This is a genomic window from Bradyrhizobium sp. JYMT SZCCT0428 (assembly GCF_018131075.1).
Lineage (GTDB): Bacteria > Pseudomonadota > Alphaproteobacteria > Rhizobiales > Xanthobacteraceae > Bradyrhizobium.
This window is the reverse complement of the sequence record NZ_JAFCLS010000070.1, coordinates 1-14272: the sequence shown is the minus strand read 5'-3', so window position 1 is coordinate 14272 and position 14272 is coordinate 1. Positions and strand designations below refer to the sequence as shown.

Here is a 14272-nt window from a genome sequence, read left to right as displayed (position 1 = left end):
CATGACTGATACCTCGGACGTACCGCATTTTCCGAGGTCGGCGCCGATCGAGGCCTACGGCAAGGGTGGTTTTGCGTTCGCCGACATGTCGCATCGCGGCTCGCTGTTGTGCCTGCCGGACGGGATCTGGGCGTGGGACGTTACCAAGCCCGATGAAATCGACGAGTACTCGCTGGCGCGCGTCTTCAAATCAGCCAATGCGATCGATACGCTCGTCGTCGGCACCGGCACCGACGTCTGGATACCGCCCAAACATTTGCGCGAGGCGCTGCGCGCGGTGCGGGTGGTGCTGGACCCGATGCAGACCGGGCCGGCAATCCGGACCTACAACATCATGATGGGTGAGCGCCGGCGCGTTGCCGCGGCGTTGATCGCGGTGCCATGAGCGCAAGCGAGGCATCTAAGGATTCCGCCGGCTTCTGCGCCGATCTGGTGCGGACCCATGATTTCGTCCGCTACGCATCGACGCTGTTCAAGCCGGCGGCCCAGCGCCGCGCGCTGCTCGCGATCTACGCCTTCAACGTGGAGATTTCACGGGTACGCGAGCAGGTCAGCCAGCCGCTGCCCGGCGAGATGCGGCTGCAATGGTGGACCGACATGCTGGCCGGCGCCGGCCATGGTGGCATCGAAGGCAATCCGGTCGCGGCCGAACTGATGCAGGTGATCCGCGACTACCGCCTGCCGGTCGATCCGCTGTCCCGCCTGATCGACGAACACCAGTTCGATCTCTACAACGACCCGATGCCGTCGATGGCGGCACTCGAAGGCTACATCAACGATACGTCGTCGGCGCTGTTTTCGCTGGCCGGGCTCATCGTGTCACGGCCCTCGGAAGCGGTCGATCACCTCGCACGCCACGCCGGCTTCGCCCAGGGCCTGGTGCAGGTGATCGAGAAGTTGCCGTGGGATGCGGCGCGGCGCCAGCTGTTCGTGCCCCTGCAATTGCTGCAGCAACACGGCAGCGGCATGGAAGAAGTGTTTTCGGGCAAGCAGACGCCGCAGGCGCGTGCGGCGATCGACCAACTGATCGGCGAGGCGGGGCAGCATCTGAACACCGCCTTCGAACTGCTCGCCGGCGTGCCGCCGGAAGTGAGGCCGGTATTCCTGCCGCTGGCGCTGGTCCGCCGCGACCTGAAGCGAATGTCGCGGGCCGATTCCGATCCGTTCGCACCTCGGCCGCCGTCGCGCTTGCGGACGCTTTGGACGCTGTGGCGCGCGTCGCGGTCGGCGGAATTCGGCGGTTAGGAGTTTGCGCGCGGGGATGCACCCGACGGCGAATCCATATCCGCCGCCTCGAAATTAAACCGGTCCCGCAGATTCTTGCGGCTCTCCAGAATGTCCTTCAGGAACGCCCGGTCGGTGTCGTTCTTCATCATCGGCTCGATCAGGTCGAGCTGGTTCATCGCGACGAGCTGAAGGATTTCGGTGCGCGGCTTGCCGGCGGCATCGCGCGGCAATGCGTGCACGACCTGGATATGCTCCGGTGGCTTAACGCCCTTGGCGGAGGAAAGCTCGCTGCGCAACTGCTTTTCCAGCGCAACCTGATCCGCCTCGACGAATGCATAGAGCCCGACGCCGGTGCGGCGGTCAGCAAAGGCGACGATAGCCGTGTCGCGCACGTCGGGGTTCTTCCGGATCATCTCGATCAGCACGGGCGCGTCATTGACCAGGCGACGGCCGCCGCCTTCGCGATCGGTGAAATTGAACAGGCCGCGGGTGATGGCCTGATAGACCTTCTTGCCGGTCATGAGCCAGACGCTGGCGACGACGGACTTGCGCGCCAGGATCTTGCGTTCCATCGGCGTCAGCGCCGCCGGCGCGTAGCTGCGCTTGTGTTTCAGGAGGTGCCGCAGATCCTCGTAGGCCGCGATGCGAAACAGCCGGCTGCGGCTCTTGAAGCAGGCGGCCAGCTGGAAATCGGTGAGATAGGCCTGGCCGTCGCTGCCGCGCAGCCAGTTCTGCTCCTTGGCAAGATCGTTATGGCAGATGCCGGCGCGATGCAGCTTTCGGAGCGCCAGCTTGGCCGAGCGGAAATAGCCGATATCGCCATGGGGCTTTGCCATTTGCAGCGCGACGCCATCGATGAAGCCGCGCACCAGCGCCTGCCGGCCGGCCCAGAGCAGCTTCGGGCCGACATTCAGGTCGCGCGCCAGCGCCAGCGCGCGGCGCTCGCGGGCGAACAAATGGCGGGCGAGAAGATAAGACCATACCGGCACCTGATCGAGCCGGCGCAGCACCGCATCGACCTCGCCGGCGTCGCTTTTGAAGCGCCCGCGCTCGACGGTCGAAAACACGTCGCGCTTCAGCAGTACGCCTTCGGTCCATCGTGCCGACAGAATCGCGGCGTCATCCTTTGGCAAAGCCATGATCTTACGCCGCCGCCGCGACGCGCAGGTGATCGGCGATCCAGCGATCGAGATCGGCCAGCGCCCGTGCGCTCATCGCCTGCTTCTTGGCGACCGTCTTCTCGTTGCCGCGCAGCCGCGTCCCGTCCGGCTTCTTGGTCGGTGGACTGACCAGCGGCGGGAACAGGCCGAAATTGATGTTCATCGGCTGGAACGAGCGTGGACCAGCGTCGACGGTCTCGATGTGACCGCCGGTGATGTGGCCGAGCAGGGATCCCAGCGCTGTCGTTGCCGGCGGCGGCGCCAGCGACTGCGCGCGTGCGTCGGCCGCGGCGTAGAGCCCGGCGATCAGGCCGATGCTGGCGGATTCCACGTAGCCCTCGCAGCCGGTCATCTGGCCTGCGAAACGCAGCCGCGGCTGCGCGCGCAGACGCAATTGGCCGTCCAGAAGTTTTGGCGAGTTCAGGAAGGTGTTGCGATGTAGCCCGCCGAGGCGGGCGAATTCGGCCCCCTCGAGCCCGGGAATGGTGCGGAACACGCGCTGCTGGGCGCCGTGCTTCAGCTTGGTCTGAAAGCCGACGATGTTGTAGAGCGTACCGAGCTTGTTGTCCTGGCGCAGCTGTACGATGGCGTAAGCCTTCACGGTCGGGTTATGCGGATTGGTGAGGCCAACCGGCTTCATCGGTCCGTGGCGCAACGTCTCGTGGCCGCGTTCAGCCATTACTTCGACCGGCAGGCAGCCGTCAAAATAGGGCGTGTTGGTCTCCCAGTCCTTGAAGTCGACCTTCTCGCCGGCCAACAGATCAGCGACAAATGCGTCGTACTGTTCCTTGGTCATTGGGCAGTTGATGTAATCGGCGCCGGTGCCGCCTGGCCCGACCTTGTCGTAGCGCGACTGGAACCAGGCCACCGACATGTCGATGGAATCCTTGTGCACGATCGGCGCGATGGCGTCGAAGAACGCCAGCGCGCTCTCGTCGGTCAGTTCGCGAATCGCGTCCGCCAGCGGCGCCGAGGTGAGGGGGCCGGTCGCGACGATCACGTTGCCCCAGTCGGCCGGCGGCAGGCCGGCGATTTCCGTGCGTTCGATCTCGATCAGGGGATGCTCGTGCAGGGCACGGGTGACGGCGGCCGAAAATCCGTCGCGATCAACCGCGAGCGCACCGCCGGCGGGCACCTGGTTGGCGTCGGCAGACCGCATGATCAACGAGCCCAGCCGACGCATTTCGGCGTGCAGCAGGCCCACCGCATTGTTGGCGGCATCGTCGGAGCGGAATGAATTGGAGCAGACGAGTTCGGCAAGCCCTTCGGTCTGATGGGCCTCCGTCATCCGCACCGGGCGCATCTCGTGCAGGACCACGGGGATGCCGGCATTGGCGATCTGCCAGGCGGCTTCCGAGCCGGCGAGGCCACCGCCGATCACATGGACGGTGTTAGTTGGATTCTTGGCTGCGGTCATGCGCGCAGGGTTAGCGCGTTTTCTCGCCAAGTGCACCTGCGGCAATGGCGTTTTCAAAACAGGAATCCAGACTCAGATACGACAACGCCCGCAGCGAGGCGGGCGTTATCCGTTCGTCAGGCGGCTGACAAAGGATCAGCCGTTATAGGTCCCGGCTGCAACGCGCGGAATGTCCGAACGATCAAGGCCAATATCGGCCAGTTCGCGATCGCTAAGCTGGGACAGTTCGCTGACATTGCGCTGATAGTCCCGGAACGCTTGGATCATGCGGATGAGCGAGAGTAACATGGTAGTCTCCTTGAAATTACGATTCAGCCCTTGGAGGAAAGCCTCATCGTTGAAATGAATATAGCTGGTATTTTGCAGTGCAGAAGTTCCGATGTTGCGGTGCAGCTAAGCTAGAAATGCATGGCTTTGGTAAGATTTGATTAACCCTTTGGCAGCGGTGCCCGATCGGCCGGCCAGCGGCTGGTTCCGACCTCGCCATATATAAATTACTCATTCAAAATCAAACAGTTGTGTTAATCGGTAGTAACTATTACGACATCTTAAAGTGGTGCGCGCGCACCAGAAATCAATGGCTGGCCAGCTTGCACAAAATCGGATCGTCTCCCTGCTTCGTATGCGCGATTCGCATGCAGTTTTCGATATAAGAGTGAATGTAAGACCATTCTATGGTGGCAAGGCGGGCGGCTTGGGCGCAAGCGCGCGACCGTGGCACGAGCCCCCGCGTTGGAGGCATTAGCCCAGCAGCAGGGCCGGGACCCGCCGGCATTGTGCTGCGGCTGGCGACCTCTGATGACTTCCGCAGATCCGCGGTGACGACAGTTCTCTTGGCGTGTCGCTAGACCAAGACTGTGCGAACACCGCTCCAGATTTGAACGCAACATCACACCACATGCATTGGTCATCGTCATCGGCGTAGCGCGCACCATGACGAGGTCGAACGCAATCTTTGCGCGGCGCTGCATCGATCAACATGCTGCGCCGCGTCGTTACGCGGCTGTAATGAATTACGCTGGCGTAATGAAAAAGCGTCGTTTCGCATAAGCGCATTGCATGCTGCGCTCAGCACCTCGCGCGAAGTTTATTCCTCAATTCTCTGCGACCAGCGAACAATCGTCGCGCAGATTCCGGCAATGACGCTGGAGCTGTCAAAAACAGAAAACGGAAAACAACATGCTCAATAAATTAATCGCAGCAGCCGCAATGGCTGCCATTGCCTACGCCATCGCTCCCGCAAACGCCGCCAAGGTGAACGCCGGCTGCAGCGGTCCCAACCTCGAAAAGACCGAGACCGCCATCGAAGCGATGGCGGACGGCGAGGGCAAGATTGTCGCGCAGAAGGAAATCGCCCTGGCTCAGGACGCTATGCTGAACGGCAAGATGGGCGTCTGCGGCATGCACCTGAGCAAGGCGGCGCACATCGGTATGGCGAAGTAGACGTACCCGGCGGAGGGCCTGTTGCCTCGGTGCCTGGCCCTCCGATTTCCCGACCCCTTCAGGGCGCACGCGCAAGCTGCGTCGCGAAATAGCCGATGGTCTTGGAATAGACCTCGCTCTTATTCCACTGCTGGATCACGGCGAAATTCGCGCTGCCGGGCTCCCAATCCTTGCCGCGCTGCCAGCCATAGCTTGCAAGGTAGTTCGCGGTCGAGGCCAGCACATCGGGCGCGCTACGCAGCAGGTCGCGGCGGCCATTGCCGTCGAAATCGACCGCATATTTGACGTAGGACGACGGCATGAACTGGGTCTGGCCGATTTCACCGGCCCAGGCGCCGCGCATATCCTGTGGCGCGATATCGCCGCGCTCGACGATGCGGAGCGCGTCCATCAACTCGGCCTTGAACAAGTCGGTGCGACGGCAGTCATAGGCCAACGTCGCCAGCGAGCGCAGCGTCGGGAATTTTCCGATGTTGACGCCGTAATCGGTATCCAGACCCCAGATCGCCACCAGCACTTCGCCGGGCACGCCATAGGCCTGCTCAATGCGCCCGAGCACCGACCCATATTGTTTGAGCATGTTGGCGCCGCGGGCGAGCCGGGGCGGGACCATGCGGCCGGAGAATTCCTCAAAACTCTGGCTGAAAACCTTCTGCGAATGGTCTCGCGCAATAACGGCCTTGTCGAGCGCGACGCCGGTCAGTCCGGCTTGGATGGCCGACTGCGAAATTCCTTTCGCCGCGGCTTCCTTCTTGAAGTCTTCGAGCCAGCCCTCAAACGTGCCGGTGCCACAGGGGGCTGCAATCGATGGGCTTGCCGAAGTCAGGAGCAGTGCAGCCAGCGCCAAAGTCCAAACAGAAACGCGAGAGGTCATAGTGTCGTTCGCTCCAAAGTCGATTCATGATCGACATTAGTCTCGAAACCACACCGAATGTTCGGAGCAACAGCGGCCAAAACAAGGCCGGCATTTCGTCGGCACTGACACAAACGTGTCATCGGCCCGGCCGCTCAATTCATAGGCAATTCCGAACCCGAAGGCCGAGGCCGTGGGGCGTTGGTCTAGCGCAATGCTTGCATGAGTGGACGCAAAACCGCCGGTCGACAACCGACCGGCGGGTTTGATCTCGCTACCCGCTGTAAGGCCTATGCGCCTTCCTTGCGCCGCCAGGGAAACAGATTGGCCGGGAAGTCCGCCGCGGGCTTGCGCTCGCGCGGCGCGCGGGGCGGAAGCGGCTGGGGATTGAGTTCCGGTTCAATGGTTTCCCGGTAGAGATGCCAGGTGGCGTGGCCAAGCAGTGGAATGACCACGGCAAGGCCAAGGAAGAACGGCAGCGTTCCTGCGACCAGCAGCACCGCCACGATCAAGCCCCAGACCGCCATCGGCACGGGATTTCGCGCGACCGCGCGCAGTGACGTCACCATCGCGTCGCCGGCGCCGGCGTGGCGATCGAGCATCAACGGGAACGATACGACGCTGACGCAGAGCGCAACGAGGGCGAACAGGAAGCCAACGCCACAGCCGACCACGATCAGCCACCAACCTTGCGGCGTCGTCAGCACCCGCGTCACGAAATCCCGCATGCCGGTCACGCCTTCATAGCCGAACGCCGCTATGTAGATCGCCTGCGCGGTGGCTACCCAGGTCACAAACAACGCCAGCAGGAGGACGCCGAGCCCGAGCATGGCGCCGAACGAGGGCGAGCGCAGCACCTCGAGCGCATCCAACGCGGACGCCTGTGCGCCGCTCTCACGACGGCGGCTCATCTCATACAGGCCCAGTGCAGCGAAGGGGCCGAGCAGGGCGAAGCCTGCGGCCAGCGGAAACAACAGCGGCAACACCGAGTAACCGAGCACCGTGCGCGCCAGCACCAATCCGAGCACGGGATAGATCACGCACAGGATAACGGCATGACTTGGAACGGCCTTGAAATCCTCCCAGCCGAGCTGCAAGGCCCGGTGCAAATCGGAAAGGCCGATGGTTCGGATCACTGGCGCGTTCGCGGTCTCCTGTCCGCTCTGCGTCAGAGATGCGACATTGCCTTGATATGAGGTGCCTTGAATTGGAATCGCCATGGTCGTCGTTCTCCCTCTGGCGGCCGCATTTTGCGCTCGCTGGAGGGCGCAAACGTGCCGTTTCCAAACATGATCACGATCAGGCCAGACGCGAAGACAGGGAAGAATAACTGGCCATGTCGCGAACTGAGCCAGCAGGGTACCCCCAAACCGGGACAATAGCACTCACGCTTCGGTGAATGTTTCATTGGCAAGCCACAATTGGCTGGCTAAACTACAAGGCGAGCCCGGCCTGGTACTGCCGGTCAAACAGTGCCATTAGCGACATACCTATTCAATTCCACTGGGAGCCAACGATGAGCATTTTCGGAAAAATCATGGGCGCGATCTTCGGCACCAAGGCAGACGCGGCGCCAGCTTCCGGCGGAGCGGCTGCAGGCGGAGCTGCCGCCGGCGGATCCGCAGCACCTGCGGCAACGATCGATGTTGCTCCGATCCTGGACAAGGCCGTGGCCGACAAGGGCGAGAAGCTGGCGTGGCGCACCTCGATCGTAGATCTGATGAAGGCGCTCGACATCGATTCGAGCTTCACGGCGCGCAAGGAGCTCGCCAAGGAACTCGGCTATACCGGCGACAGCAACGATTCAGCGAGCATGAACATCTGGCTGCACAAGCAGGTGATGACCAAGCTGGCCGCAAATGGCGGCAAGCTGCCGCCGGAGATCAAGCACTGACGCTTTCGCTCTGATCAACAGACAAAAGGCCCGCGGTGACGCGGGCCTTTTTTGTTTTGGGATAGGCGAGAACGATCGTTCAGGGATACGGCCGGCGCCCGGTGTAGCGCGGGGCAGAGTTAGCAAGGTCGGCGCGGCTGATGCCGATGTCGCGGAGCAAACGATCGTCAAGCTGGCTCATGCTCGCGAGTTCGGACCGGTAGCGAGCGTATCGCCTGATGGCGGCAATCAGAGAGATCAACATGGTCTTTTCCTATTCGGGATGTGAGAGGCACCTTTGCGGTGCTGATGGCCGTTGGTCGCAAGCTGCGGCGACGCGGTTCACTGCAATGCAGCAAAGCGCAGGTGCCATGCAATTTGTGCGAAAAGGCTATAGAGACGGCCTGAACGAGAAACGTGAACCAAGGAGATCGTCATGACCAACCTCGACCGCAGAACCATTCTAACGACGGGAACGCTCGCGCTGGCGGGGGCGGCGGCAAGCGTTCCGGCCGCTGCGCAGGCCGGCCCGAAGTCGATGTTTCCGGTACCGGCGACGACCATTCCGATCGTCGGCGAGACCGACGTGTATCAGGTCCGCCGCATCTATTGCATCGGGCGCAACTACGCCGCGCATGCGCGTGAAATGGGGTCCGACCCGACCCGCGAACCGCCGTTCTTTTTCCAGAAGCCGACGGATGCGATCCAGAACGTCGCGATCGGCAGTGTCGCCGATCATCCCTATCCCTCGCTGACCAAGAACTATCACTACGAAGTAGAGCTGGTGGCAGCGCTCAAGTCGGGCGGCACCAACATCCCGGCGGAGAAGGCGCTCGATCACGTCTATGGCTATGCGCTCGGCCTCGACATGACGCGGCGCGATCTGCAGCGCGCGCTGGGCGACGAGAAGAAGCCCTGGGAGATCGGCAAGAGCTTTGACCATTCTGCGGTGCTCGGCCCGATTCACCCCGCCGCCAAGACCGGCCATTTCACCAAGGGCGCGATCTCGCTGGCGCTGAACGGCACCGTCAAGCAGAACTCCAACCTGCAGAACATGATCTGGAGCGTCGCCGAGCAGATCGCCAAATTGTCTGATGCCTTCGAGCTGAAGGCTGGCGACATCATCTATTCCGGCACGCCTGAAAATGTCGGTCCGGTCGTGAAGGGTGATGTGCTGCTGTGCAAGCTGGAAGGGCTGCCGGATATGTCGATCAAGATTGTCTAGGTCTTCGTCCCGGCGAGAGACTATCCCGTCAAATCGGCGAACTGCGGATTCTTGCGCAGGTAGTCGACAACAAAACCGCAGCCGGCGATCACCTTGTGGCCGTCGGCGCGGATCAATTCCAGCGCGCCCTTGACCAGTTCGGAGGCAATGCCGCGGCCGCGCAGCGCCCTCGGCGTCTCGGTATGGGTGATGATAACAGCCGACGGGGTCAGCCGATAATTCGCAAATGCTACCGCACCCTCGATGTCGAGTTCGAAGCGGTTTTGGGCTTTGTTGTCGCGGACGGCCATCGAGGGGTTCCCATGCGGTTCATTTCATTCATCTAGGCATGTGAACCCCGTGATGCAAACGAGCGACCAACGGGGAAATCGCTGGCCGGGGTGACATCATGCGAATTTTGACTTGCCTGACCGTTTCGCTGCTGGGCGCATCCCTGACGTTCACGGAACCGCCAGCCGCATCCGCCGAAGGCGACCGGAACTGGCAGGCCTGCGTCGGCACAACCACGGCGCCGAATGAAAGGGTGACGGCGTGCAGCGTCGTGATCGATGGCAAGACCGAGACCGGCAAGAGGCTCGCCGGCGCCTATTGCAACCGCGGCCACGGCCTTACCGAGAAGCGTGAGCTCGACGCCGCCATGGCCGATCTCAATGAGGCGATCAAGCTCGATCCGGACTATGCCTGCGCCTATACCAATCGCGGACGGGTCTATGCCTTCAAGCGCGATCTCGATCACGCCATGGCCGACTATGACGCGGCGATCCGCATCGATCCGACCTTCGCTTTGGCCTACAACAACCGCGGCGACGCCTGGTTCGGCAAGGGCGAGCTCGACCGTGCGCTGACCGACTTCGACGCCGCCATCAAACACAACCCGTCGCTCGCCATCGCCTACGGCAATCGCGGCTATCTCCATCATCGCAAGCGCGATACGGCCCGTGCGATCGCCGACTACAGCATGCAGATCAAGCTGAAGCCTGACGTGCTGGCCTATATCAACCGCGGGAATGTCTATCGCGATACCGAGCAGCTGGAGCGTGCCGCCGCCGATTACGGCGCGGCGGCGAAAATCGCGCCGACCGATCCGCGGGGCTGGCGCAACCGCGGCATGATCCGGCTGTACCAGGGCGATACCAAGCGTGGCATTGCCGATTACGACAAGGCGTTGCAATACGATCCGGCCGACGCCTATTCCTGGAACAACCGCGGCCACGCCAAGATGCGGCTGGGCGACAAGGCCGGCGCGGTCGTGGATTTCCGCAAAGCCCTGGAGATCAATCCCAGCCTGCGCACCGCCCGCGACGGCCTGCAGCAACTTGGCGCAGTCCAATAGATGGTTCGTGGTCTTGCAACCGGTTAGGGTGTACCTACGTCCTTTGCAAGACATACGCCCCGATGCGGCCGGATATGGTTCGAGATCGGAAATGTCAGGTATCGCCGGCCGCTGACGTATGCCTCTTTTCAATGGGAGGTTTACTATGTCGGACTTTCGTTTCTTCAGTAAGCATCGATCGTGGGAAGACTGGTTCGGCATGCTGCTGGGCGTGCTGATCGTGGTGTCGCCCTGGTTTCCGCTGCAGCCGGCCAACGAGGTCATGACCGCCGATCGCAGCACCATGATCCTCAACACGTTCGTCGTCGGCATGCTGGTATTCGGCCTCGCCCAGCTGGAATATGTCGCGTTGCAGCGCTGGGAGGAGGTAGCGGAGATCGCCCTCGGGCTCTGGCTGATCGCTTCACCGTGGGTTTTCGGCTATTCCGGCGACGCGTTTCTGCCGGCCTGGCACGCGATGCTCGGTGCAGTCGTGGCTCTGCTCGGCGCGCTTCAGCTGTGGCAGGATTGGCGCCTGACCGATCAGGAACTCGCCAACCATCCGCAGTAGGTGGCTTGCGACCGGGCCTGCCGGCTTTCTCATCGGCAGGCCTGGGTGGCCGCGCGGTGACGATGGCGACAGGATTGCCCCGGGGACCCGCCGGTCTGTTTCGGCGTGGGAAATCGGGAAGTCAGCGCACGCCGGTCCCCTTGCAGCGCTGGCATTTCACGACGTTGTCGCCCTTCTTCACCAGGCCCTTGCCCTCGCAATTCTTGCATTTCTGCTTCTTTTTGATGTTCGGGCCTTTTTCATTGGCCATCATGATCTCCCAGCGGCGTTTTTGGCTGAGGGCACCATGAGCCAGCCCTTGAGCCGCGTCTATAAGCACGCAGCCGGAACCAGGACAGGGACGCGTGGACGCGCTGGCAGAGGCCGGGCTTTCTGCTAACGTCCGGCCGGGACGTTCAGATCAGGTTTGAGAAGCGTGACGATGATAATTTCGCTTGCCTTGTGCAGTGCGGCGGTGCCGATATGACGGGAACCGCAACCGCAGCCGCGCCGCGCGGTGGCCTCGAGCGGATGTCGAACCGGGTGATGAATCTGGCGCATCTGGTGACCCAGAACGCCCGCCGCCATGGCGATTGCACCGGCTTTATCTACGGCGACCGGACCTGGACCTGGCGCGAGATCGACCGCGCGGTCTCGGCGCTTTCAGCGGCGCTTGCCGAACGCGGCCTCGTCAAGGGCGACCGGCTGCTGGTCCATTCCAAAAATTGCGACGAGATGTTCTGGTCGATGTTTGCCGCGTTCCGGCTCGGCGTGGTCTGGGTGCCGACCAATTTCCGCTTGATGCCGGACGAGGTCGCTTATCTCGCGACCGCCTCCGGCGCCAAAGGATTTTTGTGCCACGGCGATTTCCCGGAGCATGCGGCCGCGGTCGCCAACCCGGCGCTGGAGTTCATCTGGCGGATCGGCGAGGGCAGCTTTGGCGAGCAATCCGTCAGTGCCGCCATTGCGGCGCATGCCGGCGAGAGTTTTGCCAATACCGCGGTCGACTATAACGACCCCTGCTGGTTCTTCTTCACCTCCGGCACCACGGGACGGTCCAAGGCCGCGGTGCTGACCCATGGCCAGATGGCCTTTGTGGTCACCAACCATCTCGCCGACCTGATGCCCGGCACCACCGAGCAGGACGCTTCGCTGGTGGTGGCGCCGCTGTCGCATGGCGCCGGCGTGCACCAACTGGTGCAGGCCGCGCGCGGGGTGCCGACTATCCTGCTGCCGTCGGAAAAATTCGATATCAACGAGGCGTTCCGGCTGATCGAGGCGCACCGCGTCAGCAACATTTTCACGGTGCCGACCATTCTGAAGATGATGGTCGAGCATCCCGCGGTCGACCGCTACGATCATTCCTCGCTCCGCTTCATCATCTATGCCGGCGCGCCGATGTACCGCGAGGACCAGAAGGCCGCGCTGAACAAGCTGGGCAAGGTGCTGGTGCAGTATTTCGGGCTCGGCGAAGTCACCGGCAACATCACGGTCATGCCGGCCAATCTGCATGATCCCGAGGACAGCCCGCATGCGCGGATCGGCACCTGCGGCTTCGAGCGCACGGGCATGCAGGTCTCGATCCAGGGCGATGACGGGCGCGAACTTAAAGCCTTCGAGACCGGCGAGATCTGCGTGATCGGCCCCGCCGTGTTCGCCGGCTATTACGACAACCCCGATGCCAACGCGAAGGCGTTTCGCGATGGCTGGTTCCGCACCGGCGATCTCGGCCATATGGACGAGGAAGGTTTTCTCTACATCACCGGCCGCGCCTCCGACATGTACATCTCGGGCGGCTCCAACATCTATCCGCGCGAGGTCGAGGAGAAGATTTTGACCCATCCCGGGATCGGCGAGGTCGCCGTGCTTGGGGTGCCCGACCCGTTCTGGGGCGAGGTCGGCGTTGCCGTCTGCGTCCCGCGCGAGGGTGCCGCAGCGGTGAGCGAAGCCGAGCTCGCCGCGTTCCTGTCGCCGAAGGTGCCGCGCTACAAGATGCCGAAGCGTTTCTTCTTCTGGGAGGCGTTGCCGAAGTCCGGCTACGGCAAGATTCCCAAACGGCTGGTGCGCGACGAACTTGAGGCGCGCGGGCTGCTCGATCTTACCAAGGAAGACGCGCCACGATGACGGCGGCGAAGGCAAATCGGCCGGCGCCCGAGCCGATGCGCAGCATCGTCCAGCCCGGTCCGCCCAACCCTGAACGCATCCAGTGGGTCGAGGCGCGCGGCCGCGCATCCTCGTTCACGCTGCAGGCCGGCCTGCCGCTGCTGGAAGCCGCGCGTCGCGGCTTTGCCGAGGCCGGATTTGCCGGCGGCGTGCTGAGCATGCGGGGCGGGGCGCTCGGGCCGTTTGCCTATGTGATGCCGGCGCTGTCCAAGACCGGCGCCAATGCCGCGTTCTACAGCGACACCTTCCGGCCCGAAGGCGTCACGCAGCTCAAGTTCGCGGCGATGACTGTTGGCGAGCGCGACGGCGCGCCGTTCTTCCATTGCCACGGCCTGTGGACCGAGACCGATGGTGACCTGCATGGCGGTCATATCCTGCCCGAGGAGAGCATCGTCGCCGAGCCGTTCGCGGTGGAAGCGTTCGGGATCGATGGCGCTGTCTTCACCGCCGAGGTGGATAACGAGACCAATTTCAAATTGTTCGGGCCTGTCGCTCGCGCGACGACCGATGCCACCACCACGAGCCGGGCCTTTGCGCTGCGCTTGCGGCCGAACCAGGATTTCGCGTGCGCGCTGGAAGCTTTTTGCCGGCAGCACGGAATCTTTCAGGCCCGGATTCATGGCGGGGTCGGCAGCACGATCGGCGCGCAGTTCACCGATGGCCGATCCGTCGTGCCGTTCGCGACCGAGCTTGCGATCCGTTCCGGCACCATCGTGTCAACCGCCGACGGTACGTTGGAGGCGACGCTGGATATCGCGCTGGTGGACTATCTCGGCGGCATCGCCGAAGGCCGACTGATGCGCGGCGACAATCCGGTGCTGATGACGATGGAGCTGGTGCTCGAAGTGATTTGATCGGTGTGGGAGCACTCGCGTGCTCGCGCCTGTTGCTGATTCCGATGTCAAACAGCTGCCGCCGTCATTGCGCGTGAAGCGCTCAGCTCTCAACCCGTCATCCCCGGACGAACGCAAGTGCGTTCGCTCGGGAGGTGCGCGCTCTTGCGCGCCTCGAAGGACGACGGCCCGGCCTGTGGCCGATTCATCCTTCGA

17 protein-coding genes are annotated in these 14272 nt (G+C 62.9%); 9 read left to right on the top strand and 8 right to left on the bottom strand.

What is annotated here, in order from left to right:
- Position 1: 1 nt before the first annotated feature.
- Positions 2-385: an Mth938-like domain-containing protein gene (locus JQ575_RS39545; RefSeq protein WP_212038588.1), complete on the top strand. Its 384-nt coding sequence runs from the start codon at positions 2-4 to the stop codon at positions 383-385.
- Positions 382-1245 carry a phytoene/squalene synthase family protein gene (locus JQ575_RS39540; protein ID WP_212038587.1) on the top strand — a complete coding sequence of 288 codons (864 nt, stop codon included), beginning with the start codon at positions 382-384 and terminating at the stop codon, positions 1243-1245. The genes JQ575_RS39545 and JQ575_RS39540 overlap by 4 nt, the downstream gene beginning before the upstream one ends.
- Here the strand turns inward: JQ575_RS39540 and JQ575_RS39535 are convergent.
- The 3 genes from JQ575_RS39535 to JQ575_RS39525 all read right to left on the bottom strand — a co-directional run bounded on the left by JQ575_RS39535 (position 1242) and on the right by JQ575_RS39525 (position 4092).
- Entirely contained in the window at positions 1242-2366 is a 1125-nt protein-coding gene (locus JQ575_RS39535; RefSeq protein ID WP_212038586.1) for a serine/threonine protein kinase, read from the bottom strand. The two genes, JQ575_RS39540 and JQ575_RS39535, sit on opposite strands and share 4 nt — an antisense overlap.
- Before the next feature lie 4 nt (positions 2367-2370).
- Positions 2371-3804 carry a methylenetetrahydrofolate--tRNA-(uracil(54)-C(5))-methyltransferase (FADH(2)-oxidizing) TrmFO gene (trmFO, locus tag JQ575_RS39530; protein ID WP_212038585.1) on the bottom strand — a complete coding sequence of 478 codons (1434 nt, stop codon included), beginning with the start codon at positions 3802-3804 and terminating at the stop codon, positions 2371-2373.
- A gap of 135 nt (positions 3805-3939) precedes the next feature.
- Positions 3940-4092: a DUF1127 domain-containing protein gene (locus JQ575_RS39525; RefSeq protein ID WP_016846063.1), complete on the bottom strand. Its 153-nt coding sequence runs from the start codon at positions 4090-4092 to the stop codon at positions 3940-3942.
- An 891-nt stretch (positions 4093-4983) separates the two neighbouring features.
- Between JQ575_RS39525 and JQ575_RS39520 the strand changes: the two genes are divergently transcribed.
- The gene (locus tag JQ575_RS39520) at positions 4984-5247 is read left to right on the top strand and encodes a hypothetical protein (RefSeq protein ID WP_212038584.1); all 264 of its coding nucleotides are present in this window, start codon (positions 4984-4986) and stop codon (positions 5245-5247) included.
- 58 nt (positions 5248-5305) lie between these two features.
- On the opposite strand, the gene JQ575_RS39515 is transcribed toward JQ575_RS39520, so the two are convergent.
- Together JQ575_RS39515 and JQ575_RS39510 are read right to left on the bottom strand one after the other, a co-directional pair.
- Positions 5306-6121 (bottom strand): lytic murein transglycosylase, encoded by an 816-nt coding sequence (locus JQ575_RS39515; RefSeq protein ID WP_212038583.1) that lies wholly within the window; start codon positions 6119-6121, stop codon positions 5306-5308.
- 269 nt (positions 6122-6390) lie between these two features.
- Positions 6391-7320 carry a DUF2189 domain-containing protein gene (locus JQ575_RS39510; RefSeq protein ID WP_212038582.1) on the bottom strand — a complete coding sequence of 310 codons (930 nt, stop codon included), beginning with the start codon at positions 7318-7320 and terminating at the stop codon, positions 6391-6393.
- A gap of 296 nt (positions 7321-7616) precedes the next feature.
- On the opposite strand from JQ575_RS39510, the gene JQ575_RS39505 reads away from it, so the two are divergent.
- Positions 7617-7994, top strand: coding sequence for a DUF3597 domain-containing protein (locus JQ575_RS39505; RefSeq protein WP_211996720.1), 378 nt, complete (start codon positions 7617-7619; stop codon positions 7992-7994).
- 79 nt (positions 7995-8073) lie between these two features.
- Here the strand turns inward: JQ575_RS39505 and JQ575_RS39500 are convergent, their stop codons facing one another.
- Complete coding sequence (locus JQ575_RS39500) at positions 8074-8238, bottom strand: DUF1127 domain-containing protein (RefSeq protein WP_212038581.1); 165 nt, start codon at positions 8236-8238, stop codon at positions 8074-8076.
- A 171-nt stretch (positions 8239-8409) separates the two neighbouring features.
- Here JQ575_RS39500 and JQ575_RS39495 point away from each other — a divergent pair, with 171 nt between their 5' ends.
- Positions 8410-9198, top strand: coding sequence for a fumarylacetoacetate hydrolase family protein (locus JQ575_RS39495; protein WP_212038580.1), 789 nt, complete (start codon positions 8410-8412; stop codon positions 9196-9198).
- Positions 9199-9218: 20 nt separating this feature from the next.
- On the opposite strand, the gene JQ575_RS39490 is transcribed toward JQ575_RS39495, so the two are convergent.
- A complete protein-coding gene (locus JQ575_RS39490) occupies positions 9219-9488 on the bottom strand; it encodes a GNAT family N-acetyltransferase (protein WP_212038579.1) in 270 nt (89 codons plus the stop codon).
- A gap of 98 nt (positions 9489-9586) precedes the next feature.
- Here JQ575_RS39490 and JQ575_RS39485 point away from each other — a divergent pair, with 98 nt between their 5' ends.
- The gene (locus JQ575_RS39485) at positions 9587-10531 is read left to right on the top strand and encodes a tetratricopeptide repeat protein (RefSeq protein ID WP_212038578.1); all 945 of its coding nucleotides are present in this window, start codon (positions 9587-9589) and stop codon (positions 10529-10531) included.
- Between the two features lie 145 nt (positions 10532-10676).
- Positions 10677-11081, top strand: a complete 405-nt coding sequence (locus tag JQ575_RS39480) for an SPW repeat protein (RefSeq protein ID WP_212038577.1) — start codon at positions 10677-10679, stop codon at positions 11079-11081.
- A 121-nt stretch (positions 11082-11202) separates the two neighbouring features.
- Here JQ575_RS39480 and JQ575_RS45925 read toward each other — a convergent pair whose 3' ends face one another.
- A complete protein-coding gene (locus JQ575_RS45925) occupies positions 11203-11331 on the bottom strand; it encodes a hypothetical protein (protein ID WP_283813479.1) in 129 nt (42 codons plus the stop codon).
- A gap of 212 nt (positions 11332-11543) precedes the next feature.
- On the opposite strand from JQ575_RS45925, the gene JQ575_RS39475 reads away from it, so the two are divergent.
- Together JQ575_RS39475 and JQ575_RS39470 are read left to right on the top strand one after the other, a co-directional pair.
- Positions 11544-13184, top strand: coding sequence for an acyl-CoA synthetase (locus JQ575_RS39475; protein ID WP_212038576.1), 1641 nt, complete (start codon positions 11544-11546; stop codon positions 13182-13184).
- A 35-nt stretch (positions 13185-13219) separates the two neighbouring features.
- Positions 13220-14077 (top strand): PCC domain-containing protein, encoded by an 858-nt coding sequence (locus tag JQ575_RS39470; RefSeq protein ID WP_212038606.1) that lies wholly within the window; start codon positions 13220-13222, stop codon positions 14075-14077.
- The last annotated feature ends 195 nt before the right edge of the window (positions 14078-14272 follow it).